This is a genomic window from Colwellia sp. KS18-150 (genome assembly GCF_057551365.1).
In genome coordinates, this window is sequence record NZ_BAAJMC010000009.1 from 91,637 (window position 1) to 117,626 (window position 25,990).

Below are 25,990 nucleotides of genomic sequence, written 5' to 3' on the forward strand. Positions count from 1 at the left end.
TTTATCTCGAACAAAATTTAACCACGAAAGTTCAACAGCCCCTTGTGGTGAATAGGTGAAAGCTAGGCTTGTTCCGATAAAAGAACTTAGTATAAACTAGGGGAATAAAGGAACCACTAATAATAAAGCAATGAGCACACCTAAAATCGCTGAGCAAGAAACGTTAGTCGACTTAGATAATATAGATGAGCAAGAGTCTAGTAATCAAAGCAAACTAAACAAACATAGTCCAACTCTCTCGCCATTTCATCGTCAATTTACCGTGAAGTTGTTCACTCTAGCAGTGAGCATCACATTTGCTTTGTTTTTAGTCATTGTATTATTTTGGCATCATAATCAACAATCTCAATTAATCGTAGAAACACAGCTTCAGCCCTTACAACAACAAGTCCAGCAATTAGAAAGTTTACATAAAACTCAAATAATTGTTGATGATCTGCTAAGTGGCAACAGTGAACAAAACTGGCTTGCTTTACATACTGAATTAACTGCGCTCAATCGAGAATTATTAAGGTTAAACAGTAATCATAGTAACTTATATCGACAATGGTTAAATCAGAATAAACTTGCTAGTGAAACGGTCAGCCGAGCGGAAACGAACAAATCAAGGAATCAGCAACTTAAGCAAAGTAGTGTTATTCAGCTGCAGTTAATGCTTTTTTCAATTACTCGCATTCATGATCAAAATATCAGCCATGAGCAAATGCTTTATCAACAGTTACAGACTGATAATCGTAATGACAATGTAACAGTAAGTCGTGCCAATGCTTATGTGAACGCAGTAAAGCAATCACAAACAGTAAAACAATTGCAAACGATATTAACTGAGCTTTTAACGAGTTTTGAAAGTTTATCTATTGGGACATCTCAGATTGATTTTGATTTAATGCGTTTAGCTATGGATCAGCTCATTGCGCAATCTAAATTATTATCAGGGCAAGATACAAAATCGATTAGTGAGTTTATTAGCCAAGTGGACTCGTTCATCGGCATAGTACTTACTGATCAAATGGCATTAGCAAAGTGGCAGGGCTACTTAAGGCTTATGCAAAGCTACACGCTTGATTTAAAAGCACAGCAGCAACAAGTTATTGAATTGCTATCAGAGAAGCAATCATTACAGGGGAATAGAGCTCACAGCAGTATTGGGTTATTCTTATCCCAACTGAACATCCCACTGAGCAGCAATGAGATATCTTTATTGTTGTTGAGTTTGATAAGTCTTGCTTTAGCGATATTTTTCACATTGCTTTGGAAAATGAAGCAACAAATTAAACTTGCCAGTCAACAAAGCCTCGCCATTATCAGTCAATCAATACAAGGTGATGATGAGAACAAGCTTCAAGCCAATTGCCTAGAAACGGATGAAATATTAAAGCAAATACAACTGCTTGAAAAACCGGAGCATAGCGAACAAGAGTACCAGACTTTATTAGCTAAAATTAAAGATAAAGAGATTTTTATCGAGGAGCAAAAACAAAAACTAATTCAAGTTACTGAGCACTCTGATGAGGAGCAGCTAGAACAATCTAAACAAGTTGCGACATTAAATAGCCATGAATTAACACGCTATAGTCACTTGAAAAAAGTTTTGAAATCACAAATTGTTCAAGCTCAGCGGCACTTAACTCAAAAAAATAATGAAGGTCAGTCAATAACTACCCCTCTGCTAAAGCTTTATGACTCAATAGAGCAGTTTGAACTAGCAAGCTATTTACAATCTGATAATGCGGTACTTAGTTTAGAGGATGTTAACCTAGTTGAAACCTTATACAGCATTATATTTAATAAGCAGCAAGAGCAGCTTAAAAATAATAATCAACTGTATATTAGCCATGATGAGCATATTTTCGAGCAAGTAAACATCGACAACCAAATATTTCAGCACCTATTCAAACTACTTGTAGAAATAAGTTTGTATCAATGCAAAGACGCGATATTTCATTTACATCTACAACTTCAAGATAAAAATGCTGGGCAGCAAGTGGTTAGTTTCGTCATTAAAGTGAACCGCGATAACCTGACCGAATTACCGAGTATGATTACAGATCTTACCCAGGTGGAGCATAATAATATCAAACCCACACATGTTGAGGTTTTTAATACATTATTTAAGCAATTTCATGGGGACAATATTGCCAGTAATGTTATTGATGATGGCTATCAATTAAGTTTTGAACTGCCATTAGCTATTGCGAATCAAAATAGTCAATTAATACAGCAAGAACAAGAAGATAGCACTGTGTTAGCTGATACAAAAACAATGTTATTAACGGGTAACAAAGTTGTCACATCAATTATTGAAAAGCTAGTACTTAGTTGTGCCGGAAAATTTGAAGCCATTGCGAGAATGGATAGTTTTTCGCAACTGCTTAGTGTGAATAATTTGCGTCGCCATAAAATAGATTTAGTTATTGTGGGTAGTGATGTGGCATGTAAACAATTAAATGCTATTGAACAACTGCTTGTTAGTTTACCTCAATCAATGCGACCAAAACTGATGATCTTGCAATCAACAACATTAAGTGTTCAGAAGTTTGGTTTATATACGCAATTTGAGCAGCCATTATGTAAGGGCTCCTTAATAGAAAATATTAAGAGTACCTTAAAGTCAGAGCAAGAGAATAATTTACATTTACCGCCAAGTCAGTTTCAGCATCAAGCTTATCACGCTAGCCAAGCCACTGTTTTATTGGCAGTGAATTCACCGCAGCATTACCAAAATATGCACCGTTTGTTGTTATGGTTAGGTTTGCAGGTTCAGTTTGTTTGTGATGAGCAAAGCCAAAATAAGCATTGGGATACGGGACGTTACTGCTTACTCTTTAGTGAGTTTACTCAAACGTCGTGGTTAGATATGTCACTTCAGCCAGCTGAAAATGTCGGCATGTTTAGTCTATCATCGTCAATTAAGCTTCCAGCCTCAAAATCATCTAAACAAAAAGAGTTATTTAACCAATGGTATTGTGGTGAGTTAACGGTTTCAAGCTCACTAGCTGAGCTTGAGGATAAACTGTCTCCTTGGCTGGTATTAGCGCCGAATGATCGTCAATTAGACGCGTTGAGTAAAGAGAAAGCTTCACAAAAAGAAGCTCAATTTTCAGAAAGCATTTTAGCTGATGAGAACAAACTTGAGTATAAATTTATCATTAATGAAGTGAGTGCTTGCTTAAGTGCTGAGGCTAATGTAAATGCCAGCTTTAACTTTTCTCGCTACTTAAAACATCAAGGAACAGTAGAGTTAGCCTTGTTCATGCTCGATGATTACACTCAAGATAATCACTTACATCTGACAAATTTATCAAGCGCTATTAATAGTGAAAACCTTGCTAATGCCAAGGTATCAATAGAGAAGCTACAGCTTAATGGTCAAATATTGGCTGCCGAAGGCGTGCAGGTAGTTTGCTTGAAATGGTTTGAATTATTGAATACGAAAAAGCCCTTTAATAAGACAAAACAAATAGAGGCTTTACTGAAGGAAACAGAGCAAGTCTTACAGGCAGTAGATAGCTACGCTGAAACAATATAGTTTTGGTTATGCATCTCTGGGTAGGCCTTTTTCAATAGCGCGTATTAACCGAGCATTTAAGCGAGCGCTGGCATTGTTTTGCTGATGATCATTTTCTTGTTTATGCATTTGTTGTTCAAGTGCCCAGTGTATGTGCTCAGCGACTAATTCACTGGCACTATTAAGCTTATCTTTAAGTGCCACTACTACATCAACATGATAAGGCGCATTGCCTAAGGCAACGGCTATATTACGTTGCCAACTTTGAAAGCCTATTCTACGAATAGGTGAACCCTGCAATTTATCTAGGAATTCTTGCTCTTGCCAATTAAATAACTCTAAGAGTGAAACGTTATCAAGTGTTAACCTAGGTTGGAAATCGGCTTCAAGGCTTAATTTTGCGTATTTATTCCAAGGGCAAATAAGCTGACAGTCATCACAGCCATAAATTCTATTACCCATTAGTGGCCTAAGCTCTACTGGAATAGGGTCAGGAGATTCAATGGTAAAGTAAGAAATACAGCGGCGAGCATCAACCACATAAGGTTCGACAATCGCTTTAGTTGGGCAAATTTTAATGCAAGCCACACAACTACCGCAATGATTGGTTGGTGATTCGTTAGCTTGAGTTGTTACAGGCAGCGGAATATCAATTAATAACTCCCCTAAAAAGAACCAAGAACCAGCCTCTTTATTTAACAATAAACTGTGTTTTCCTATCCAACCCAAACCCGCTTTTTCAGCAAGAGGGCGCTCTAAAACAGGGGCAGAATCCACAAAAGGGCGAAAATTAAAGTGCTGACAATGCTCTGCAATTTTTTTTCCTAATTGTTGCAATCGTTTACGCATTAATTTGTGATAATCACGACCTAGGGCATAACGACTAATATAGGCATGGTCTTTTGCTTTTAAAATAGTGGCGCATTTAGCTTCGGTGGGCAAATAATCTAATCTGACACTAATTACCCGTACCGTACCAGGCTCTAGCTCAGCTGGTCGAGCACGCATCATGCCGTGCTTAGCCATATAATCCATATTGCCGTGATAGCCTTTAGCTAACCAAGATTTCAAGCCACCTTCATAAGCAGACAGATCTATGTCTGTTATCCCTAACTGAGAAAACCCTAATTCTTTGCCCCAGCACTTGATTTTTTCAACCAAGTCAGGATAGTTAATAGTAGATTGGTTTTTTATAGTCGTTGTCATTTAAGTCGTCAGTTAACATTAACCAAAAGGGAAAGCATTGAGCGATGAGTTTATCACATCTGTCTTTGGCAAAACATAATTGCCATCAGGTTTATGATGCGCAACAAGTCTTAGCAAATGAAGCTAAGGTTGCAATAAATAACAGTGTTTCTATGTATCAATTGATGGAGCGTGCAGGCGCAGCAGCATTTACACAACTGAAATCGCATTGGCCTAAAGCTCAGTCAATCTTGATTTTATCTGGTAAAGGTAATAATGGTGGTGATGGCTTTATTATTGCTCGTTTAGCACATCAAGCTGGATTAAAAGTACGCGTTATTCTTGCTTGCCCAGCAAAACTTATCATAAAAGATGCACAAACGGCTTACCAAGCCATGATTACCTGTGGCTTAAAACCAGTATTTATCGATAATATTGTCGGGCAGATTAATGACTTTAAAGGTGATGTTATTGTTGATGCACTCTTTGGTATAGGCTTTCATGGCAATTTAGCTGATGAGGCAGAGAATTGGGTTAATAGCATTAACCAAAATAAGGCAGACGTATTAAGTGTGGATATCCCTTCGGGCCTATGTGCAACGACAGGTTTTGTCACTAATAAAAGTGCTGTTATTGCTGATGTAACAGTAACTTTTATTGTTTACAAGCAAGGAGGGTTTACCGGTCAAGCGGCTAATTTTGTTGGTACGCTTATATTGGCAGATTTAGCATTGGGACTATCTTTTGAACAACAAATAACCAGTAATGTCTTGCTCCAAAAGCAAATCTTATCTCTCAATCATAGCTCGCCTTTAAAAAAACGATGGCAAACATGCCACAAGGGTAGTGTCGGTCAGATACTCTCCATCGGTGGCGATCTCGGTTACCCTGGTGCTATACGCTTAGCGAGTGAAGCAGCACTTAGAGCCGGTGCCGGATTAGTTGCTGTGTGCTGTTATCCAGAAAATCATAGTTTGGTATTTCATGGCAGGCCGGAATTAATGTTCGCGCCAAGTAATGCTCAAACGTTAGAGTCTTCAATGAGTATGAATAAATCGAAAGTACTTTTATTGGGCCCTGGGCTAGGGCAGAGGCCATGGTCACAAAAACTATTTAATTTAGTGATGGCACAAACAGAGTTACCAGACTATTCAAAGGCAATGGTGATTGATGCCGATGCGCTGACTCTATTGGCAAATGCCCCCCACTATTATAAGCACTGGGTCTTAACACCACATCCGAAAGAAGCTGCCAAATTGTTAAACTGCACAGTAGAAAATATTGAGAGAAATCGATTTAACGCCGTTAAAGCTATCGCTAATAAATATGGAGGTATTTGCGTGCTAAAAGGTGCGGGCAGTTTGATTAGCGATGGAGAGCAAGTGATGATAAATAGTACTGGCAATGCAGGCATGGCTTCTGGCGGAATGGGGGATGTTTTATCTGGCATAGTCGCAGCTTATATATTACAAGCAGAGCATTATTTTGCTGCAGTTTGTTTAGCTGTCTATATTCATGGCGCGGCGGGTGATATTATTGCTAATGAACAAGGTCAACGTGGTATGTTAGCGAGCGATTTATTTAAGCCGCTACAGCAATTGACTAATCAGGTTTAATTAACACTTTGAGAGTACATGAAACAATTAGAATATTTATTAGCTGATGAAGATGCGACTGTAGCGATAGGTGACGGTTTAGCTAAAGTATTGCAGTGGCAAGATGAACAGCATCAATCTAAACAAGCGTTAGTGGTCTATTTACACGGTGATCTAGGGGCAGGTAAAACCACGTTAACACGTGGGTTTGTTCGTGGTATGGGGCACAAGGGTAATGTTAAAAGTCCGACCTATACCTTGGTTGAACCGTACGAGCTACCACCATGGCAAGTATATCATTTTGACTTATATCGACTAGCCGATGCTGAAGAATTAGAATACATGGGAATTAGAGATTATTTTGCTAATAATTGCTGTTGTTTTATCGAATGGCCAGAAAAAGGCAATGGTCTCTTGGCTAATGCCGATATAATCATTAATATAGTTTATCAGGATGAGCAAAGGGTGATTAACTTAGAGGCTTGCTCACCAAGAGGAGAGACTGTTTTAGCACAGTTTTCTGTAATTCACCCTTAAGTTTATGTGTACAAAGTAGTACTAAAGGTTAGTTATGCGGTTGTTATCATTGTTTTTTACTGGTTTGTTGTGGCTGATTATAGCTATAGCATCACTGACGGTAAAAAACAGCCTAGCCGCGCAAGCAACTAATAGCATTGAAGGCATACGTGTTTGGCCAGCACCTGAAAATACTCGTATTGTTTTCGATCTCAAAAAGAAACCAGATTATAAATACTTTAGCTTAGCTAAACCTAATCGTTTAGTTATCGACTTCACAGATACAAAAAATAATGCAGCGTTGAAAACGTTAGCGAAAAATGATCCTCGTATAAAGCTATTTCGCACCAGTAAAGCTAAATCCAAATCTAGTACCAGACTCGTCTTAGAGTTAGAGCAATCGTATCAATTGACCGTATTTCCTTTAGCGCCTGCAGGCCAATATGGAAATCGACTCGTTGTTGATTTGTACGACAAAAAGAAAAGTGTTCAACCGACTAAAAAAACAGCGCCTGATACTAAGCGAGATATAGTTATTGCCATTGTTGCAGGTCATGGTGGTGAAGACCCTGGCTCTATTGGCCCTCAAGGCACCTACGAAAAGCGTGTAACCTTAGCTATTGCAAAAAAACTAGCTAAATTAGTTGACCAGAAGAAAGGCTTTAAATCTGCCATGATCAGAACGGGTGATTACTATGTTAAACACAGTAGAAAAACTGAGTTAGCGCGTAAACACAAAGCAGATTTACTGGTTTCAATACATGCAGATGCCTTCGTGTCGCCTAAACCTTACGGTGCTTCTGTATTGGTACAATCTTCAAGTCGAGCAAATTCTGAATTTACCCGCTGGATCGCCAATAGACAGGATGAGTCTGAGCTATTAGGTGGTGCTGGTGAAACAATCAAGAAAACAAAAGATAAAAATTTAGCATTTACCTTAGCTGACATGAAAAAAGAACATACTATGTCCAGTAGCTACGAATTTGCTTTACATGTCGTCCGTCAATTAAAAAAAGTTACCAAGTTACATAAGAAAAAACCTGAAGGATTAAGCTTGGCAGTGTTAAAATCATCTGACATACCATCAGTGCTTATTGAAACAGGGTTTATTTCTAATCCTAGAGAAGAAAAGAACCTTAATAGCAGAAATCATCAACAAAAACTCGCGAATGCTATTTTTAAAGCAGTAGATAATTATTTCCTTGAAAACACCCCAAAAGGGACTTTGTTAGCATCAATTACGATGAAAAATCACAAAGTTCGCAGTGGTGAGTCCTTATCCGTTTTAGCGCAACGATACAAAACCACTATTGCAGAAATAAAATCTGTGAATAAACTAAAAACCAATCAATTACGTATTGGTCAAACCTTAAAAATTCCTCGCGCTGGCTAATACTTTATTAGGTATTAGCGTGAGTAAATAAGAGAAACTATGACAATTTCAATTCTTCCGGCACGTTTAGCTAACCAAATTGCGGCTGGCGAAGTGGTTGAAAGACCTGCCTCTGTGATTAAAGAGCTTGTTGAAAACTCGCTGGATGCAGGGGCTACTAGTATCCACCTTGATGTTGATAAAGGTGGTGTCAAAAAAATTCGTATTAGCGATAATGGCTGTGGTATTGCAAAAGATGAATTAACTTTAGCACTAAGTCGCCATGCCACGAGCAAAATTAAAGAGTTAAGTGATTTAGAAGCGATTGATAGCTTAGGTTTTCGTGGGGAAGCATTAGCGAGTATCAGTTCGGTAGCAAGGCTCACTTTAACATCTAAACCCAAATCACAAGAAACAGCATGGCAAGCCATGGCTGAGGGACGTGATATGGCTGTGACAGTCAAACCAGCAGCACACCCTGATGGTACGACTATTGAAGTATTAGATTTATTTTTTAATACGCCAGCAAGACGAAAATTTTTACGGACTGAAAAAACCGAGTTTAACCATATTGATGAAGTCATCAGGCGCATTGCGTTAGCACACTTTGATGTAAACTTTAGTCTTACTCATAATGGTAAAATGATCCGCCAATATCGCGCCGCTAATACGCAGGCTCAAACTGCAAAGCGTGTTGCTATGGTTTGTGGTCAGAAATTTGTTGATAATGCAGTGCTCGTTGATTGCCAACATGATGATATGCATTTTTCTGGTTGGCTAGCCACACCAAGCTTTTCACGTAATCAAAACGATCTTTGTTATAGCTATGTTAATGGCCGAATGATGCGTGACAAGTTAATTAATCATGCGATACGACAAGCTTATGCGGACTTATTACCTCCAGATACTTACCCAGCATTTGTACTCTTTTTAACTCTTGATTATCGTGAAGTTGATGTAAACGTTCATCCGGCTAAACATGAAGTACGTTTCCATCAAAGTCGATATGTACATGACTTTATTTACTCTGTTTGTCATCAAGCATTAATGGATAATAATGTTGATGCATTTATTCCACAGTCAAATTACCCCGTAGATCAATCTGTCAATGCAGTGGGGGATAAAGTAAATGAACGCCCAGATTATATTAAACCCTTACAACAAGTTAGTGATACAAATTATACCCCTAAGAAAAGCTACTCAAGTAATAGTTCAGTTAACCAAGTAAATGAGCAATATCCAAGTATTGTGGCAGCGAACAATTATCAGCAACTAATGACCCCTGCGTTGCAAAGCCATCAAGGTACTGAGGAAAAAACACAAGATACTGGCTTACAAAACAACCTCAAATCCAATGATTTCTTTCTAGCCGTAGAGCAAAATAGATACGGAATTTTTAAGCGGGAAAATTCTTTATGTTTAATGTCTTTAACACGTTTAGCAATCGAAGTTGAAAGTGGAAAAGTGAAACGGCATTGGCTACAAGGAGAGATCGGTTTGATTAGTCAACCGCTATTACTCCCCTTATTAGTAACACTGTCAGAGTCACAAATGAATATGGCTATTTCGCAACAAGTACTATTGCAACAATCAGGCATTATTATTGAAATGAAAAGTAAAAAACAAATTCAAATAAGACAGTATCCAGCTTTACTTAGAGAAAACGATGTTAATAGTAGCTTTAGTTTAATTATTGATAAGCTTATACAGATAAATACAATTGATAAGGTCGAAATTAACCAAGATAGTATTATTTTAGTTATTGCACAGGTACTTGCGGAACAAAACTATAACGAAGAGCAAGCGCAGGCATTGTGGATAAAGGCTAAAAACAACTTATCTGAAGAAATAATTCAGTCGTTACTCTTGAAATGTGAACCGATAGACCTTACATCTCAAATTAAGCAATTAGAGTCTTTTAGTCATATTAATCGTTAATTAAATTGAGTTATTCAGTGTCAGAAAATGCACAAGTAAAGCAACCTCCTGTTATTTGTTTAATGGGACCAACAGCATCAGGTAAAACTGCTTTGGCAATGGCGCTGCATGATGCATTACCTTGTGACATTGTTAGTGTTGATTCAGCACTCATCTATCGAGATATGGATATTGGTACTGCCAAACCTACAAAAGATGAGTTAGCGCAATACCCACATCGATTAATTAACTTAAGAGATGCAACACAAAGTTATTCAGCTGCAGACTTTTGTCAGGATGCTTTGGCTGAAATTGCCAATATTAGAGCTAATAATCGTATACCGTTACTCGTTGGCGGAACTATGATGTACTTCAAGAGCTTAATTGAAGGAATCTCACCGTTACCAGCGGCCGATGCTAATATTCGCGCTAAGATTGAGTTAGAAGCACAAGAAAGTGGCTGGCAAGCTATGCATGATCAGCTTGCAGAAGTTGATTCAGAAGCGGCGAAGCGGATACATCCTAATGATCCACAGCGTATTACGCGAGCATTAGAGGTGTTTAAGCTAAGTGGAAACACTATGTCACAATTAACAAAAGTTAAAGGTGATAAGCTTAAAGGGGATGTATTACAATTTGCTATTACTCCTCAAGAGCGAAGTACGTTACATGACAGAATAGCATTGCGGTATGAGCAAATGATGTCGCAGGGCTTTGAACAAGAAGTCGTTAAACTGAAAAACCGTGGCGACTTACACGAAGATTTACCATCAATACGCTGTGTTGGGTACCGACAAATGTGGCAGTATCTTAATGATGAATTTGATCGTGACGAAATGATATTTCGTGGTGTTTGCGCCACAAGACAGCTAGCTAAGCGACAACTTACCTGGTTAAGAAATTGGGATAACCTTCACTGGTTAACCACAGAGGATGAAACTAATTTAGCACAAGTGCTCGCTTTAGTTGGCAAATGCCAATAAGCACGCTATAAATAACATTAATATCTTTTATGATTAAGCAATATCGAAATATTGATGTATAATTAGTTGGTTAGACGCTTAGGATTGAGCAGAGAATTTAGTTTTTATCATTTTTCATTAACCATTTTTTGGTTAATTACTTTTTATTAATAATAAAAAAAAAGGAGCCATATGATGGCAAAAGGACAATCTTTACAGGACCCATTTTTGAATGCTTTACGTCGTGATCGCATTCCCGTTGCAATTTATTTAGTTAACGGTATAAAACTTCAAGGTCAAGTCGAGTCCTTCGATCAATTTGTTATTTTACTTAAGAATACTGTTAGCCAAATGGTGTACAAGCATGCCATCTCTACGGTTGTGCCTGCAAGAGCTGTAAACACAGCTCCAATGCCGAATCAATCAGATTCTGAAGAGTAATACTTAGCTAATATTGTTATGTTTCGTTTTAATTGCGATAACCTACATTTTAGTTGTAGGTCGATTGTTATTTCGACAATTTTTATCATTAAGGGTTAACGCAGTTGTTTGATCGTTACCAAGCGGGTGAACAAGCAGTGCTTGTTCACTTAGATTTTCCCGATGAAAGTACGCGAGAAGATTTAACAGAATTTAAAATGTTAGTTTCTTCAGCAGGCGTTAATGAATTAACGGTTGTTTCAGGCAAGCGTAGCACACCACATCCAAAGTTTTTTGTTGGCTCAGGTAAAGCAGAAGAAATAGCCGAAGCAGTAAAGCTGTTTGAGGCTAATGTAATTTTGTTTAATCATAGCCTGTCACCTTCGCAAGAAAAAAATATCGAAGCCTTATGTGAGTGTCGTGTCGTTGATAGAACAACACTTATTCTAGATATTTTTGCTCAGCGAGCTCGTACTCATGAAGGTAAGTTACAAGTAGAGCTGGCACAGTTACGCCATATCAGCAGCCGGCTTATTAGAGGTTGGACTCATCTTGAACGACAAAAAGGTGGTATTGGCTTACGTGGTCCAGGTGAGACGCAATTAGAAACAGATAGACGTTTATTGCGTGAGCGAATGGTGAATATTCGTAAACGTTTAGAAAAAGTTGAGAGACAAAGACAGCAAGGACGACGATCCAGAGTGCGTGCAGAATTACCAACATTATCATTAGTTGGCTATACCAATGCGGGTAAATCAACCTTGTTTAATTTACTGACAGAATCTCAGGTTTATGCTGCTGATCAACTTTTTGCAACCCTTGACCCGACACTTCGTCGAATTGAACTTGAAGGGGTTGGTGGAGCTATACTTGCTGATACCGTAGGTTTTATTCGTCATCTTCCTCATGATTTAGTAGCTGCATTTAAGGCGACTCTAACTGAAACCCGTGAAGCAGAGTTACTTTTACACGTTGTGGATATTTCTGACGATAGGCGTAGTGAAAATATTGAACAAGTTGAATATGTTCTGAAAGAAATTGAAGCAGATGATGTGCCGCAATTGGTTATTTGCAACAAGATTGATAATCTAGATGAAGTAGAACCGCGCATTGATCGTGATGAACAAGGTATGCCTATTCGAGTTTGGTTATCAGCTCAGGCAAACATTGGAGTAGAATTACTATTCACTGCTTTATCAGAGCGTTTAGATAACCAAATTGTTGAATACAAATTGTCTATACCTCCGAGTGAAGGGAAACTCCGCGGTAGTTTATACAAATTAAATTGTATTAATGATGAACACTACGATGAATTAGGACATTGCCACCTTGATATTAAACTCCCTAAAAGAGAATGGCATAGATTAATCAAACACGGCAGTAATGAAATAGAGCAATATATTGTAAATTAATGTGTTTAACCCTATATAGAGTCTTATAAAAGCAACAGTTTTAGCATAAACTAATGTTAATTTTAAAATTATGCTTCGAATAGTACTTCTAAATGTTTAATACAAACAAGTAAATCAAGGTTTGTGATTAATATGAAGAAATCAGCTTTCGAAGAGTACAATCATTAAATGTAAACCTAGCGGAGAAAAGCATGGCTTGGAATGAACCGGGGAATAATGATAAAGACCCCTGGAAAAATAAAGGTGGCAAAAACCAAGGTCCACCAGATTTAGATGAATTACTGAATGATTTAGGTAAAAAAGTGACCGGTATCTTCGGTGGAAAAAATGGTGGCGGTACATCAGGCGGATCATCTTCAGGTAAAAGCTTTTCTAGTATTGGTATTAGTTTAGTACTTATCATTGCATTAGTTGTTTATGCATTTAGTGGTTTTTATACTATTAAAGAGGCTGAAAAAGGCCTAGTACTTCGCTTTGGTCAATACTCGGGCACAGTAGAGCCTGGTCTTCGCTGGAAGTGGACTTTTATCGACCGTATCATTCCTATTGACATGCAAAGTACTCGTGAAATGCAAGCATCGGGTTTCATGTTGACACAAGATGAGAATGTCGTGCGTGTTGAAATGCAAATTCAATACCGTGTCGTGGACTCTAGAAACTTTGTTTTTAGTGTTACTGATGCGGTTGATAGCTTAAACCAGTCTTTAGACAGTGCCTTACGCTACGTTGTTGGTCATGCCAAAATGGATGACATTCTAACTAGTGGTCGTGAGCAAATTCGTCAATCAGTTTGGCAAGAGCTTGATAAAATAATTGAACCTTATAATCTTGGTTTAATCATTGTCGATGTTAACTTTAAAGATGCTCGCCCACCTAACGAAGTAAAAGATGCTTTCGATGATGCTATTGCAGCACAAGAAGATGAAGTGCGTTTTTTACGAGAGGCAGAAGCCTATGCTAGAGGTATTGAACCTCGAGCTCGTGGTCGTGTGAAACGTATGGAGCAAGAAGCTTTTGCTTACAAAGAGCAAACAGTGTTAGATGCACAGGGTGAAGTGGCTAGATTTGAAAAGATTCTTCCTGAATATCAAGCGGCACCAGAAGTTACTCGTCAACGATTATATCTTGCGACAATGGAAAAAGTGTACAGCAACACCAGTAAAGTTATGGTGGATGTTGAAGGTGGTAATAACATGATGTACTTACCATTAGATAAAATTATACAACAGCAATCGACGAGTAATCGTACGCCTGCTCAAGGGTATACTCCAGCATCGCAACAGAAGCCGGAAGTTAATTCATCGCCAACAAATTCTGGTCGTTCAGACAGATTTAACAGTGGGAGAAACTAAGTTATGAAGAATTTTTCCATTGCAATATTAACCTTATTGTTCGTTTTAGTTGTCTCTTCAGTATTTGTCATTTATGAAGGCCAGCGTGGAATTGTGTTTCAGTTTTCAAAAATAAAACGTGATTCTGCGACAGATAAAATGATGGTTTTTGAACCTGGTTTACACTTTAAGATTCCTTTTATTGAATCAGTTCGTAAACTTGATGCACGTATTCAAACACTTGATGAAGCGCCAGATCGTTTTGTGACTTCAGAGAAGAAAGATTTGATGGTAGATTCTTTCGTTAAGTGGCGTATTGTTGATTTTTCAACGTATTACTTACGTACATCAGGCTCTGTTGATAATGCTCGAGCATTATTGAAACAAAAAGTAAATAATGGCCTACGTACCGAATTTGGTAATAGAACCATTAAAGAAATCGTTTCTGGTGATCGTGATGCTATTATGCAAAAAGCATTAGAAAGCGCTGAAAGTAGTCGTGAAGATCTAGGTATTGAAGTTGTTGATGTTCGTATTAAAGCGATCAACTTACCAACAGAGGTAAGTAACTCTATTTATGACCGTATGCGCGCAGAGCGTACTGCTGTAGCAAAAGAGCATAGATCACAAGGTCAAGAGCAAGCGGAGATTATCCGAGCGACTATTGATGCTAAAGTGACTGTTATGTTAGCTGAAGCCCAAAAGAATGCTTATGAAGTTCGTGGTGAAGGTGATGCTACCGCAGCTAAAGTTTATGCTGATGCTTATGAGAAAGACTCTGAGTTTTATAGTTTTTATCGTAGTTTAGAAGCGTATGAAAAAAGCTTTAGTAGCAAGAATGATATAATGGTTATTAAGCCTGATAGTGATTTCTTTCAATATTTGAAAGATGATAGTAAAAACAAAAAATAATCATTTGTTGAAATATCTATCATATATTTGACATAGTAAAGCCAGCATTTATGCTGGCTTTTTTGTTTTATTGAGCTCACTATTTCTCAATTCAAACTTATATCGATGTAACCTTAAGCCTTAGCCAACTATTTTCTGCTAAATATTTTATGTTATGTCATCATTATAATTTAACCAAGGTAATTGCTTTTGATAGAGATATTGTTAACTGTATTTGGGCTGGTGCTAATCATTGAAGGTGCAGGGCCAGCACTATTTCCTAATCGATGGCGAAATTATTTATTAAGAGTAGCTAAAGAGCCAGTGCAAAATTTACGTACTATTGGTTTGACTATGTTGTTGTTAGGTATTGTTTTATTAATGGTGTAGGTAATTGTATGTGGCAGAGCTTAATAATAAATAGCTTATAAGGATAAAAAAACACCATATAGTACTTGGACTAATTTTGTATTTTTGGTAGAATCCCCGCCTAATTTTTTTACGAAACAGTAAACTAAACATGGGCAAAAACGTAGTTGTTCTAGGAACCCAATGGGGTGACGAAGGTAAAGGTAAGATCGTTGACTTACTAACCGATAAAGCAAAATATGTAGTTCGTTATCAAGGCGGACACAATGCAGGCCACACTTTAGTGATTGATGGTGAGAAAACCGTTCTTCATCTAATTCCATCTGGTGTGTTACGTGACAACGTAAAATGTCTCATTGGTAATGGCGTAGTACTATGCCCTAAAGCTTTGATGACAGAAATCAAGATGCTTGAAGATAAAGATGTTCCAGTACGTGAACGCTTATTAATCAGCGACGCATGTCCGTTAATTCTTCCTTATCATAACGCTTTAGATGCTGCGCGTGAAATTGCTAGAGGTTCAAAAGCAATTGGAACAACTGGTCGTGGTATTGGTCCAGCCTATGAAGATAAAGTTGCTCGTCGTGGCTTACGTGTGGGTGATTTGTTTTGTGCAGAGTCTTTTGCAGCAAAATTAAAAGAAATTGTTGAATACCACAATTTCTCATTAGTTAACTATTACAAAGCTGAGCCAGTCAACTATGAAGAAGTACTTGCTGATGCGTTAGCAGTTGCTGATATCATTAAGAACATGACTGCAGATATCTCAGAAATATTAGACCAAGCACGCAAGCAAGGTGATTCAATCATGTTTGAAGGCGCGCAAGGTACTTTACTTGATATCGATCATGGCACATACCCTTACGTTACTTCCTCAAATACAACAGCTGGTGGCGTTGCTACAGGTTGTGGTGTAGGCCCTCGCCATTTAGATTATATTCTTGGTATTACTAAGGCTTATACAACACGTGTTGGCTCGGGTCCATTTCCTACTGAATTAGATGATGAAATCGGTAATCATTTAGGTACGGTTGGTCATGAATTTGGCGCAACTACAGGGCGTGAGCGTCGTTGTGGTTGGTTTGATGCTGTTGCAATGCATCGCGCTATTCAAGTTAACAGCATTACAGGTTTTTGTTTAACGAAGCTTGATGTACTTGATGGGTTAGAAATACTGAAAATCTGTACGGGTTACAAAACCGAAGCAGGTGATATCATTACTGTACCACCAACTGCTGCAGAGGGTTATGAGAAAATAACACCTGTATATGAAACATTGCCAGGTTGGAGTGAAAACACTGTTGGTGCGACGTCAGTAGAATCATTACCAGCTAATGCACTTGCTTATATAAAGCGCATTGAAGAAGTGACAGGAATCCCAGTTGATATTATCTCAACAGGTCCAGACCGTAATGAAACGATTATTAAAGTGAATCCTTTCGTTTAATTACTCAATTATTATTGTCATTAAAAACCAACCTTAGGGTTGGTTTTTGTTTTTCTAAGCCTGAAATATTTTGAAATGATGAATTACAAATAGTTGCAAAGCTTTGCAAATATCATCTTGCTAGTTATCCCACTAAATACCAATATAGAGATGAATACAACGAAGTAGCAAGTAACTATAGAGGTACATTATGAAAATACTTATTTCCGGTCACCATGTTGAGATTACTGAAGGCATTAAAAAGTCTATAGAAAATAAATTCTCTAAAATTTCTAAGCATTATCCGAGTATTATGGCACTCAACTCCACTATTACCGTTGAGCCAAATCAGCAAAAAGTAGAAATAACGACGAATTATGAAGGTACGAATATAAGTGTGAAGGCCTCAGATAAAAAACTTTATGCAGCTATTGCAAGCGCGGCAAAAAAATTACAGGTAGCCCTAGCTCGACGTAAAGGGGTTTTGTCTGCAAAATTTCATCAAAAGTATATTGTTGAGCAATCTGACAGTTTTCAAATGGTCTCATAGAGATTGCTTTATTAGAAACTTATAACTCAAAGCCGCTTTAATAGAGCGGCTTTTTTGTTAGTAATTTTTAGTAAAATAATACAAGTTGGACTACATTTGTATTGATATTAAATTAATTTCGAGATAATTGTACCTTGATTGGTTATAGGCTAATAAGTATATAAGATGACTATTTTATAAGAATTACCTTGGATAAATAGTGAGTATTTAGCGAAATAATGTGATTTAGCAAATGTAAAAGTATATGTTTAATATAGCTTACAGCGATTTAATATAGTCAAACAGGCTTGAAATGATGATAAGCAATGAAATACACTACACCCATAGGTAACATCAATATTCATCATTTGTTATATCAATATTAGTTGTGTATAGCCCATTTTAGATCTTTAGGAAGTAACTATGTCAGATTTTCGTCAACAAGCACTTGATTACCATGCTCAACCTACACCAGGAAAGATAAGTGTAGCGTTAACTACAGCAGCTGAAACTAGCGAAGACTTATCACTTGCGTATAGCCCAGGTGTCGCAGAGCCTTGTCGTGAAATCGCCAACAACCCTGACGATGTATATAAATATACTGCTAAAGGTAATACTGTCGCTGTAATAAGCAACGGTACAGCTATTCTAGGTCTGGGAAACTTAGGGCCTATGGCCTCAAAGCCAGTGATGGAAGGTAAGTCATTATTATTCAAACGTTTTGCTAATATTGATTCGTTTGATATTGAAGTGAAACATAAAACTATTGAAGAATTTGTTAATACTGTCGCTAATATTGCTGATAGTTTTGGCGGTATCAACCTTGAGGATATTAAGGCTCCAGAATGTTTCGCTATTGAAAAAGCTTTGATAGAACGTTGTAAGATTCCGGTATTTCATGATGATCAACATGGTACGGCAATCGTAACAGCCGCAGGTATGATGAACGCCCTAGATATTCAAGGAAAAGATATAAAGCAGGTGAACATTGTTTGTTTAGGTGCAGGAGCTGCGGCGATTGCTTGTATGGAGTTGCTAATCAAGTGTGGTGCTCAACGTGAAAAAATCTATATGCTTGATTCAAAAGGGATTGTGCATACTCGTCGTGATGATCTAAATGAGTATAAAAAGTTATTTGCTAATAATACCGACAAACGCACTTTAGACGATGCAATTGCTGGTGCTGATGTTTTCGTTGGGGTTTCTGGCCCAAATTTACTTTCGGCAGAACAAGTAAAACTAATGGCGGATAACCCAGTAATATTTGCTTGTTCAAATCCTGATCCAGAGATCAAGCCGGAAATCGCTCTTGCTGCTCGAGACGATCTAATTATGGCCACAGGTCGTTCAGATTACCCTAATCAAGTTAATAATGTTTTGTGTTTCCCATTTATTTTCCGTGGAGCGTTAGATGTTAGAGCCCGTACCATTAATGATGAAATGAAAGTGGCTGCAGTTCATGCGATTAGAGCACTAGCAAAGGAAGAAGTACCGAATGAGGTTTTATTAGCTAGTGGTGAAAAGAGTCTAAGTTTTGGTAAAGATTATATCATTCCAAAGCCTATGGATTCTCGTTTGTGTGCTGTCGTAGCTCAAGCTGTAGCCCAAGCTGCTATTGACTCGGGTGTTGCCGCTTTGCCTATGCCAAAAAATTATATGCAAAGTTAAGTTAAATACATCAAGTTTGCACTAATGATAAGGTCATGATATTAATTTATTATGACCTTTTTTATTAATGTAAGCTGAGTAAGGCAATGGCTAATGTAGCCGTTAGCGGTATATCAGTGGAGATTTATTATGTTAAACAATCTGATTAATAAAGCATGTATTGCTTTGTTGTCGACATTATTAGTTATTACAAGTTCATGTGCTCATCAGGAGCAGAATAATATGAAGACAGAAGCATCTGAAATGATTCAGGTAAAAGTTGTATACCTCGACTTTGAGGGAGGTTTTTATGGCTTAATTACCAATGAAGGTAAAAAGCTTTTGCCAATGAACCTAGCAAAAGAATATAAAATTGCTGATACCATATTGGAAGTCCAAGGTCAGGAAGTAACAGATATGGCAACAACAAAACAGTGGGGGACACTGTTTAAAATTTCTAATATTAAATTGATTAAATTAGGCAGTAAGTTATTACCAAATGAACATTAGGCATTAAAGACAACTCAGTGGTTGAGTGATAATAGTGACTATTGATTCTTGACCAGTAAATTGTATTTGATATAGCTGTTGGTAGTCTTGCTCGGTTAATGGTGGCATTTGTTGCTTAGATAATAGCTCCACTAGTTGCGGAGTCGTATTACTATGCCCCACAACTAGACTATTCTGCTTTCTTTGTTGTAATTGAATCGACAATTGCTCTAAATATTTAGGGTTATAGTTTTGAACAGCAATATTTTCAGCTTTAGCGAGTGGGCTTGCAGTTTGTTGAGTGCGTTGATAACTGGTGCTATATACTTGACTAATATTTACTTGTGACAATAATACCGCGAGTTGTTTTGCTCTAGCTTTCCCGCAAGGTGTTAAACTGGGATCAGTACCTTCTTTTTGCTTTTCAGCATGCCTTACCAAATATATGCTATAACTTTCAACAGCAAAGAGGTTAGCTGAGAAGGTTAAACTAAATAATATTACTATCAATTTTTTCATCGCGATTCAACCCTCTGCTGTTTTTATTAAAATAATCTATTCAATCCATTTAATGCTGCAACCCTAAATGCTTCCGCCATAGTAGGATAATTAAATGTAGTATTGATAAAGTATTCAATTGTATTGCCGCCATTGGTTTGTTGCATTATCGCTTGCCCAATGTGAATAATTTCAGCAGCATTTTCACCAAAACAGTGAATCCCTAAAATCTCTTTACTCTCACGGTGAAAAAGAATTTTTAAAGAGCCGACTAAACTGTTAGATATTTGAGCTCTCGCTAAATGTTTAAACTGCGCTCGGCCTACCTCATAAGGAATTTTGGCTTCTGTTAACTCTTGCTCTGTTTTGCCTACTGAGCTGATTTCAGGAATGGTATAGATTCCAGTAGGGATATCAGCAATGAGTTTTGCACTACTCTTGTGATCTATCATGGCTGATGCAGCAAGTCTTCCTTGATCATAAGCAGCGCTTGCTAAACTTGGATAGCCGATAACATCACCTACCGCGTAAATATTTTCTACATCAGTTTGATACTGATCATTTACTTTAAGTTGGCCACGGCCATCTGCTTCTAAGCCAGCATTAACAAGGTTTAAATCAACGGTATTACCCGTTCGGCCATTAGCAAAGAGTAAGCAATCAGCACGCATTTTTTTCCCTGACTCTAAATGCACAACAACCGCTTGGTCACTGGTTTCAACACGCTCAATTTGTTCTCCATGTCTAATAACCACACCATTGTTCCATAAGTGGTAACTTAACGAGTCTGACATTTCGTCATCTAAAAATGATAACAGACGATCACGCGTATTAATTAAATCTACTTTAACGCCAAGCCCCTTAAATATACACGCATATTCACTACCTATAACACCTGCACCGTATATTATGATGGAGCGTGGCTCATGTTTTAAAGATAATATGGTATCGGAATCGTAAACTCGAGGGTGGTTAAAGTCGATATCATCGGGTCTATAAGGATGTGAGCCAGTCGCGATTACAATCTTCTTTGCGGTAATTTTCTCTATAGAGCCATCATTTTTTAAAACTTGGATAGTATTGCTGTCAATGAAAGAGGCTTCACCAGTAATTAACTGAACACGATTTCTATCATAGAAGCCGCTACGAAGTTGTACTTGTTTGCGAATTACTGAAGATGCGTGGCTTAGAATATCTGAGCAAGTTAAATGCTTAGCTTTATCGTGACCTCTAAATAAAGGGTTCGAATTATACTCAATTAAACGACTTACACTTTGTCGTAATGCTTTAGAAGGAATAGTTCCCCAATGTGTACAGCCTCCACCAACATCTTTATAGCGTTCGATAATAGCTATCTTTTTTTCTTTTTTCGCTAATTCCATCGAAGCACCCTCACCACCAGGGCCTGTGCCTAATATGATGACGTCAAAATCGAAGTTTTCAATGTGCTGTTTTTTAGATTTGTTCAAAAGAGTGGCCTCAAATTCCTACTAATGAAAAAATTTTAGCAGGATTTGAGGAGAAAGGTAATAAGTCTTTGCTTTATTACCTTGATTTTTATGCAAGTTTTTCGGTTAAAATTTGCCAGCTTTTCCGTTGTTCAATGACTTTAGTTTTCAATTCATTATACTGTTTCATTAATTCAGACTTTTCTACATCAGCCATGACTTGTCCGCGCTTTTCTAATAGCAAGGTTTTACGTAGTTGATAATAATCATTTAGCTTACTGATTAATAAATCATATTCTTGCTGTAGTTGTTGCAGTGCCTGCTCCGCATTAGGTAATTTTATAGCCTTATCTTTACTACGTTTTAACGTCATAGCGAGGCGCATTTTCTCTACTTTATCTTCTGGAGATGTACGTAACTTAGACGTTAAGCCTAACCAGTTACAACTCTTTATTAACCATTTAGTCGGATCAAATTGCCACCAACGAATACCATTACGGTAATCATTTTCAAAAATATGATGATAATTATGATAGCCCTCTCCAAATGTTAGAAACGCTAAGAAGCCATTATCTCGAGCAGTATTCTTATCGGTATAGGTCTGCTTACCCCATATATGAGCTAATGAATTAATAAAGAAAGTCGTATGATGACTGGCAACTAACCGGAAGAAGCCTACCAATAAAAGGCTATTTATTAGGTTGCCGTGCCAAAGACCGAAAGCGATTGGAATACCAAAGTTCATAATCAAACACAGCAATAAATAATGTTTATGTTGCCACATCACTATTGAGTCTTTTTGTAAATCTCGAACATTTTTATAATCGTGGTATCTATGCGCTTGATATTCACGGCACATCCAACCGATATGTGAATACCAAAAGCCCATTTTGGCAGAATAGGGATCTACATCGTTATCATCTACATGCTTATGGTGAATACGGTGATCTGATGACCAATGTAAGATACTATTTTGTAGTGCAAAAGCACCACCTAGCGCAAAAATTAATCGTAAACTCCAATGGGCTTGATAAGTTTTATGCGACCATAATCTATGGTAGCCAGCAGTAATAGACATACCACAATATATAAAGCAAATTAATGCAAAGATAATTTCAGTGCTGTCGAATCCAGTAGTGAACGCGCGATATGGTACTGCAACCATAGCGACTAAAAATGTGGCAATGAAAATAGTTACATTGAGCCAGATAATTGGTGGTTTTTTCATTTCAGATCTCAGAGTTTTATCAAAATAATTTTAGCTTACACGTGTACGCTATGATTATAGTTTAGCTAGATCGTCAGACCAGTCAAGGAAATTCAATTTTATTTTTTAAATTTAATTGAGTATCCTGACATTAATGAAGGATTCCAGTATTATAGACATTATAGTATTAAATGAGTTTTAAGCATGAGTGGAGTTAGAGCACAGCAAAAAGAGAAAACCCGTAGACTTTTAGTTGATGCAGCTTTAAGTCAATTAAGTGCTGAGCGCAGTTTTTCTAGTTTAAGTCTTCGAGAAGTGGCTAAAGAGGCGGGCTTAGCGCCGACATCTTTTTATCGACATTTTACTGATATGGATGAGTTAGGTCTTACCTTAGTAGATGAGGCGGGTTTAACGTTAAGGCAGTTAATGCGTCAGGCTAGACAACGAATCGCTAAAGGGGGATCAGTTATACAGATTTCCGTTGAAACTTTTATGGAATTAATCGAAAGTAACGGCAATGTATTCCGCTTATTATTACGTGAGCGCTCAGGTACTTCTGCAGCATTTAGAGCCGCTGTTATAAGAGAAATTCGTTATTTTACTATGGAGCTTTGTGACTATTTACTACAAGCCAATGATCTAGACGCAGAAGTCGCTTATATGCAAGCGAATGCTGCCGTCACTATTGTATTTAGTGCCGGCTCAGATGCATTAGATATTGACGATAAACATGAACGAGAACAGTTATCAAAACAAACGATCCAACAACTACGTTTTATTGCTAGAGGCGCAGCAGATTTGAGTGACAGAAGAAAAACAGGGCATAAGTCTCGACGTCAACCGCGCAGTTAATTAAAGAGCTACTTTCGTGTTAAAACAACCCCTGTTTCGATATGGTCAGTGTAAGGAAATTGATCAAACAAGGCGAACTGTTCAATATTATGAGTTTTAGTTAACTGTAAAAGGTTATCTTTTAAAGTATGAGGATTACATGAGATATAGATTACTTTATTAAAGCGGCTTACTAACTCTACACTATCAGGGTCTAGACCCGCTCTTGGTGGATCAACTAATACTGTATCGTAGTTATATGCTGTTAAATCAAACCCCTCTAATCGGCGGAATTTTCTCTCACCATTCATCGCTTGGCTAAACTCTTCACTAGACATTCGAACGATATCAATATTATCAATATTGTTAGCTTTGATATTAACTTGAGCAGACTTTACTGACGTTTTTGATATTTCTGTACCTAAGACTCTGTCAAAATTTTCTGCTAAAGCTATGCTGAAATTTCCGTTACCACAGTACAGCTCTATTAAATCACCTTTAGTATCAATCGTTGCTTGCTGTGCCCAATGGAGCATTTTTTCATTTACGCCACCATTAGGTTGCGTAAAACTATTTTCTACCTGCTGGTAAATGAATGTTTTACCTCCTACTTGCAAAGATTCCATCACATAATCTTTATTCAAGATGATCTTTTGCTTTTTCGCACGACCAATAATGTCAACAGGGGCAATCGAGGACAATTGCTCCTTCAGAGTTAATGCGGCACTTTCCCATTTAGTATCCAATGGTTTATGGTAAAGCAAACTAATTAGTAGCTCGCCACTGAGCGTAGAAAGAAAATCAACTTGAAATAATTTATAGCGAAGATCTGGTTTATCTTTAATTGCAATCAACAAAGCCTTCATTGCTTTATTAATTAATTGGCTAGCAACTGGAAAGTCATCGACACGGAATTTTTCCTTAGTAACGCTATTAAACATAATATAATAAAGATCTTCTTCCTGGTGCCAAACTCTAAATTCAGCTCTTAAACGATAATTAAGTTCAGATGAAGAAAAGACATCGGCGTTAGGCATGCTAAAGCAAGAAAATAGCTCTGTCATATCGTTTTGTTTTTTCGATAATTGTGTTGAGTAGTTATCGGGGTGAATATGACTAAACATGGGTATGCCTTGTGTGGGTGTATGACGAAATAAATTAAGACCGCGAATTTTACGCTCGCGACAGTTATTGTCTAGGTTTTTTTAAAAGAATAAACAAGCAGGCATAAAAAAGCCTACTAATGAATATACATTAGTAGGCTCGGTGTTGATTCGCTAATAAAATTTAAGCGTTTTCGTTATCTGTTCTTTCAGGACGTTCTTTTGCTTCTCTTACTTTCAAAGTGCGCTGTTGAAACTCAGTATCATTTAAAGCGGATATTGCTTTATCTATATCATTAGCTGCCATCTCAACAAAACCAAATCCACGGCGTTTACCAGTGTGTTTATCTTTCATTAAGCGTACAGATTGAACATGGCCATATTCAGCAAATAAATCTTTAACTGCAGCTTCGTTAGCACGATAAGGTAAATTACCAACATATAAGGTTTTGACGTCACCATCTGATGCTGCCGATTGACCGGTTATTGATGGTGGGGATAAATCGCTAAGTAATGGAGCAATCAAAGTACTAACTAATACTATAATAGCAATGATAGTAGGTGTTACCGAAATGTTACTAGCGATGAAATAAGCGATGATTGCAAACACTATCGCTATGACAAAGGTTGAGATTTGTGGAGACTTCATAATGAATACCTAATTATTATTTTAATGAGAAACTATATTTTACCTTACTTATATCTGCATATATTAACAAAAGGCGTATGCGAAAAAGTATAAATAAAACAATTCTATGTTACCGAGCTTTCATGATAGTGCAACAATAAGTGTAAAAAATATGCAAGTTTAGTCTGAAGATCTATAAGTAGAGTTAATTTTCACCTTATTGCATGTAATCTAAGCAAACAAATAAAAGATCCAAAATAAAGCTTGCGTGAATTTAAAAGATCTCTACAATGCGCAACCAGTTCCAAGGGGTTCAAGTAAATAGCTTAACCAACTGGACGTTTTGATAAGTTATCTCGTTTGATTTAATCATAATAAGTTAACTTAACGTTTACTTTTAATTAAGTAATGAGTTATTCGAAAGTTTGAAAAAAACTTTTAAAATAAATCAAAAAAAACGTTGACATCAAAACTCGGAAGCGTAGAATGCGCATCCGCTTCGAGGGAAAGCTTGAAGTAAAGGTTAAACACGAATGAGATGTTTAACTTATCCATTAGGATAAATTCTTTAACAATTAGTTATCATGCAATTTGTGTGGATACTCACATTAACTTGTTTTTACATAGTTTCTTCGGAAACAAAAACGCTTTAATGAACGATGTTCACGCAAATAAATATATACTTATATATGTAATGCGACATTTA

Annotated in this window: 22 protein-coding genes; 16 read left to right on the forward strand and 6 right to left on the reverse strand. The window is 37.3% G+C overall.

Annotation, left to right across the window (positions count from 1 at the left end; translation table 11 throughout):
- Window positions 1-130 precede the first annotated feature (130 nt).
- Window positions 131-3,529, forward strand: coding sequence for a hypothetical protein (locus AC27IF_RS12665; protein ID WP_487054699.1), 3,399 nt, complete (start codon window positions 131-133; stop codon window positions 3,527-3,529).
- Window positions 3,530-3,535: 6 nt separating this feature from the next.
- Here the strand turns inward: AC27IF_RS12665 and queG are convergent, their stop codons facing one another.
- Complete coding sequence (gene queG, locus AC27IF_RS12670) at window positions 3,536-4,714, reverse strand: tRNA epoxyqueuosine(34) reductase QueG (protein WP_487054700.1); 1,179 nt, start codon at window positions 4,712-4,714, stop codon at window positions 3,536-3,538.
- 44 nt (window positions 4,715-4,758) lie between these two features.
- Between queG and AC27IF_RS12675 the strand changes: the two genes are divergently transcribed.
- The 14 genes from AC27IF_RS12675 to AC27IF_RS12740 all read left to right on the forward strand — a co-directional run bounded on the left by AC27IF_RS12675 (window position 4,759) and on the right by AC27IF_RS12740 (window position 19,590).
- Window positions 4,759-6,309: an NAD(P)H-hydrate dehydratase gene (locus AC27IF_RS12675; RefSeq protein ID WP_487054701.1), complete on the forward strand. Its 1,551-nt coding sequence runs from the start codon at window positions 4,759-4,761 to the stop codon at window positions 6,307-6,309.
- Window positions 6,310-6,327: 18 nt separating this feature from the next.
- Entirely contained in the window at window positions 6,328-6,825 is a 498-nt protein-coding gene (gene tsaE, locus AC27IF_RS12680; protein WP_487054702.1) for a tRNA (adenosine(37)-N6)-threonylcarbamoyltransferase complex ATPase subunit type 1 TsaE, read from the forward strand.
- 34 nt (window positions 6,826-6,859) lie between these two features.
- Window positions 6,860-8,197 (forward strand): N-acetylmuramoyl-L-alanine amidase, encoded by a 1,338-nt coding sequence (locus AC27IF_RS12685; RefSeq protein WP_487054703.1) that lies wholly within the window; start codon window positions 6,860-6,862, stop codon window positions 8,195-8,197.
- 39 nt (window positions 8,198-8,236) lie between these two features.
- Window positions 8,237-10,114: a DNA mismatch repair endonuclease MutL gene (mutL, locus tag AC27IF_RS12690; protein ID WP_487054704.1), complete on the forward strand. Its 1,878-nt coding sequence runs from the start codon at window positions 8,237-8,239 to the stop codon at window positions 10,112-10,114.
- A gap of 62 nt (window positions 10,115-10,176) precedes the next feature.
- Entirely contained in the window at window positions 10,177-11,076 is a 900-nt protein-coding gene (gene miaA / locus AC27IF_RS12695; RefSeq protein WP_487054723.1) for a tRNA (adenosine(37)-N6)-dimethylallyltransferase MiaA, read from the forward strand.
- A gap of 174 nt (window positions 11,077-11,250) precedes the next feature.
- A complete protein-coding gene (gene hfq, locus AC27IF_RS12700) occupies window positions 11,251-11,496 on the forward strand; it encodes an RNA chaperone Hfq (protein WP_487054724.1) in 246 nt (81 codons plus the stop codon).
- A gap of 104 nt (window positions 11,497-11,600) precedes the next feature.
- Entirely contained in the window at window positions 11,601-12,887 is a 1,287-nt protein-coding gene (gene hflX, locus AC27IF_RS12705; RefSeq protein WP_487054705.1) for a ribosome rescue GTPase HflX, read from the forward strand.
- 191 nt (window positions 12,888-13,078) lie between these two features.
- Window positions 13,079-14,239, forward strand: a complete 1,161-nt coding sequence (hflK, locus tag AC27IF_RS12710; protein ID WP_487054706.1) for an FtsH protease activity modulator HflK — start codon at window positions 13,079-13,081, stop codon at window positions 14,237-14,239.
- Between the two features lie 3 nt (window positions 14,240-14,242).
- Window positions 14,243-15,130, forward strand: a complete 888-nt coding sequence (hflC, locus tag AC27IF_RS12715; RefSeq protein ID WP_487054707.1) for a protease modulator HflC — start codon at window positions 14,243-14,245, stop codon at window positions 15,128-15,130.
- Window positions 15,131-15,319: 189 nt separating this feature from the next.
- Window positions 15,320-15,499: a DUF2065 domain-containing protein gene (locus tag AC27IF_RS12720; RefSeq protein ID WP_487054708.1), complete on the forward strand. Its 180-nt coding sequence runs from the start codon at window positions 15,320-15,322 to the stop codon at window positions 15,497-15,499.
- A 130-nt stretch (window positions 15,500-15,629) separates the two neighbouring features.
- Entirely contained in the window at window positions 15,630-16,925 is a 1,296-nt protein-coding gene (locus AC27IF_RS12725) for an adenylosuccinate synthase (protein WP_487054709.1), read from the forward strand.
- A gap of 190 nt (window positions 16,926-17,115) precedes the next feature.
- Window positions 17,116-17,454 (forward strand): ribosome hibernation-promoting factor, HPF/YfiA family, encoded by a 339-nt coding sequence (hpf, locus tag AC27IF_RS12730; RefSeq protein WP_487054710.1) that lies wholly within the window; start codon window positions 17,116-17,118, stop codon window positions 17,452-17,454.
- 402 nt (window positions 17,455-17,856) lie between these two features.
- Complete coding sequence (locus tag AC27IF_RS12735; RefSeq protein ID WP_487054711.1) at window positions 17,857-19,101, forward strand: malic enzyme-like NAD(P)-binding protein; 1,245 nt, start codon at window positions 17,857-17,859, stop codon at window positions 19,099-19,101.
- Between the two features lie 129 nt (window positions 19,102-19,230).
- Window positions 19,231-19,590 carry a hypothetical protein gene (locus AC27IF_RS12740; protein WP_487054712.1) on the forward strand — a complete coding sequence of 120 codons (360 nt, stop codon included), beginning with the start codon at window positions 19,231-19,233 and terminating at the stop codon, window positions 19,588-19,590.
- A 3-nt stretch (window positions 19,591-19,593) separates the two neighbouring features.
- On the opposite strand, the gene AC27IF_RS12745 is transcribed toward AC27IF_RS12740, so the two are convergent.
- From AC27IF_RS12745 to AC27IF_RS12755, 3 genes are all read right to left on the reverse strand, one after another.
- Complete coding sequence (locus AC27IF_RS12745; protein ID WP_487054713.1) at window positions 19,594-20,088, reverse strand: SixA phosphatase family protein; 495 nt, start codon at window positions 20,086-20,088, stop codon at window positions 19,594-19,596.
- A gap of 26 nt (window positions 20,089-20,114) precedes the next feature.
- Window positions 20,115-21,536: a Si-specific NAD(P)(+) transhydrogenase gene (sthA, locus tag AC27IF_RS12750; protein WP_487054714.1), complete on the reverse strand. Its 1,422-nt coding sequence runs from the start codon at window positions 21,534-21,536 to the stop codon at window positions 20,115-20,117.
- An 88-nt stretch (window positions 21,537-21,624) separates the two neighbouring features.
- Window positions 21,625-22,743, reverse strand: coding sequence for an acyl-CoA desaturase (locus tag AC27IF_RS12755; protein WP_487054715.1), 1,119 nt, complete (start codon window positions 22,741-22,743; stop codon window positions 21,625-21,627).
- A 183-nt stretch (window positions 22,744-22,926) separates the two neighbouring features.
- On the opposite strand from AC27IF_RS12755, the gene fabR reads away from it, so the two are divergent.
- Entirely contained in the window at window positions 22,927-23,574 is a 648-nt protein-coding gene (gene fabR, locus AC27IF_RS12760) for an HTH-type transcriptional repressor FabR (protein WP_487054716.1), read from the forward strand.
- Between the two features lie 8 nt (window positions 23,575-23,582).
- Here the strand turns inward: fabR and trmA are convergent, their stop codons facing one another.
- Complete coding sequence (trmA, locus tag AC27IF_RS12765) at window positions 23,583-24,677, reverse strand: tRNA (uridine(54)-C5)-methyltransferase TrmA (RefSeq protein WP_487054717.1); 1,095 nt, start codon at window positions 24,675-24,677, stop codon at window positions 23,583-23,585.
- 163 nt (window positions 24,678-24,840) lie between these two features.
- Entirely contained in the window at window positions 24,841-25,305 is a 465-nt protein-coding gene (locus AC27IF_RS12770; RefSeq protein ID WP_487054718.1) for an RNA recognition motif domain-containing protein, read from the reverse strand.
- Between the last annotated feature and the right edge of the window lie 685 nt (window positions 25,306-25,990).

Bases quoted from the DNA above. Each gene is read 5' to 3' on its own strand.
- AC27IF_RS12665 (WP_487054699.1), top strand. From the start codon at position 131: ATGAGCACACCTAAAATCGCTGAGCAAGAAACGTTAGTCGACTTAGAT.
- queG (WP_487054700.1), bottom strand. From the start codon at position 4,714: ATGACAACGACTATAAAAAACCAATCTACTATTAACTATCCTGACTTG.
- AC27IF_RS12675 (WP_487054701.1), top strand. From the start codon at position 4,759: ATGAGTTTATCACATCTGTCTTTGGCAAAACATAATTGCCATCAGGTT.
- tsaE (WP_487054702.1), top strand. From the start codon at position 6,328: ATGAAACAATTAGAATATTTATTAGCTGATGAAGATGCGACTGTAGCG.
- AC27IF_RS12685 (WP_487054703.1), top strand. From the start codon at position 6,860: ATGCGGTTGTTATCATTGTTTTTTACTGGTTTGTTGTGGCTGATTATA.
- mutL (WP_487054704.1), top strand. From the start codon at position 8,237: ATGACAATTTCAATTCTTCCGGCACGTTTAGCTAACCAAATTGCGGCT.
- miaA (WP_487054723.1), top strand. From the start codon at position 10,177: ATGGGACCAACAGCATCAGGTAAAACTGCTTTGGCAATGGCGCTGCAT.
- hfq (WP_487054724.1), top strand. From the start codon at position 11,251: ATGGCAAAAGGACAATCTTTACAGGACCCATTTTTGAATGCTTTACGT.
- hflK (WP_487054706.1), top strand. From the start codon at position 13,079: ATGGCTTGGAATGAACCGGGGAATAATGATAAAGACCCCTGGAAAAAT.
- hflC (WP_487054707.1), top strand. From the start codon at position 14,243: ATGAAGAATTTTTCCATTGCAATATTAACCTTATTGTTCGTTTTAGTT.
- AC27IF_RS12725 (WP_487054709.1), top strand. From the start codon at position 15,630: ATGGGCAAAAACGTAGTTGTTCTAGGAACCCAATGGGGTGACGAAGGT.
- hpf (WP_487054710.1), top strand. From the start codon at position 17,116: ATGAAAATACTTATTTCCGGTCACCATGTTGAGATTACTGAAGGCATT.
- AC27IF_RS12735 (WP_487054711.1), top strand. From the start codon at position 17,857: ATGTCAGATTTTCGTCAACAAGCACTTGATTACCATGCTCAACCTACA.
- AC27IF_RS12740 (WP_487054712.1), top strand. From the start codon at position 19,231: ATGTTAAACAATCTGATTAATAAAGCATGTATTGCTTTGTTGTCGACA.
- AC27IF_RS12745 (WP_487054713.1), bottom strand. From the start codon at position 20,088: ATGAAAAAATTGATAGTAATATTATTTAGTTTAACCTTCTCAGCTAAC.
- AC27IF_RS12755 (WP_487054715.1), bottom strand. From the start codon at position 22,743: ATGAAAAAACCACCAATTATCTGGCTCAATGTAACTATTTTCATTGCC.
- fabR (WP_487054716.1), top strand. From the start codon at position 22,927: ATGAGTGGAGTTAGAGCACAGCAAAAAGAGAAAACCCGTAGACTTTTA.
- trmA (WP_487054717.1), bottom strand. From the start codon at position 24,677: ATGTTTAGTCATATTCACCCCGATAACTACTCAACACAATTATCGAAA.
- AC27IF_RS12770 (WP_487054718.1), bottom strand. From the start codon at position 25,305: ATGAAGTCTCCACAAATCTCAACCTTTGTCATAGCGATAGTGTTTGCA.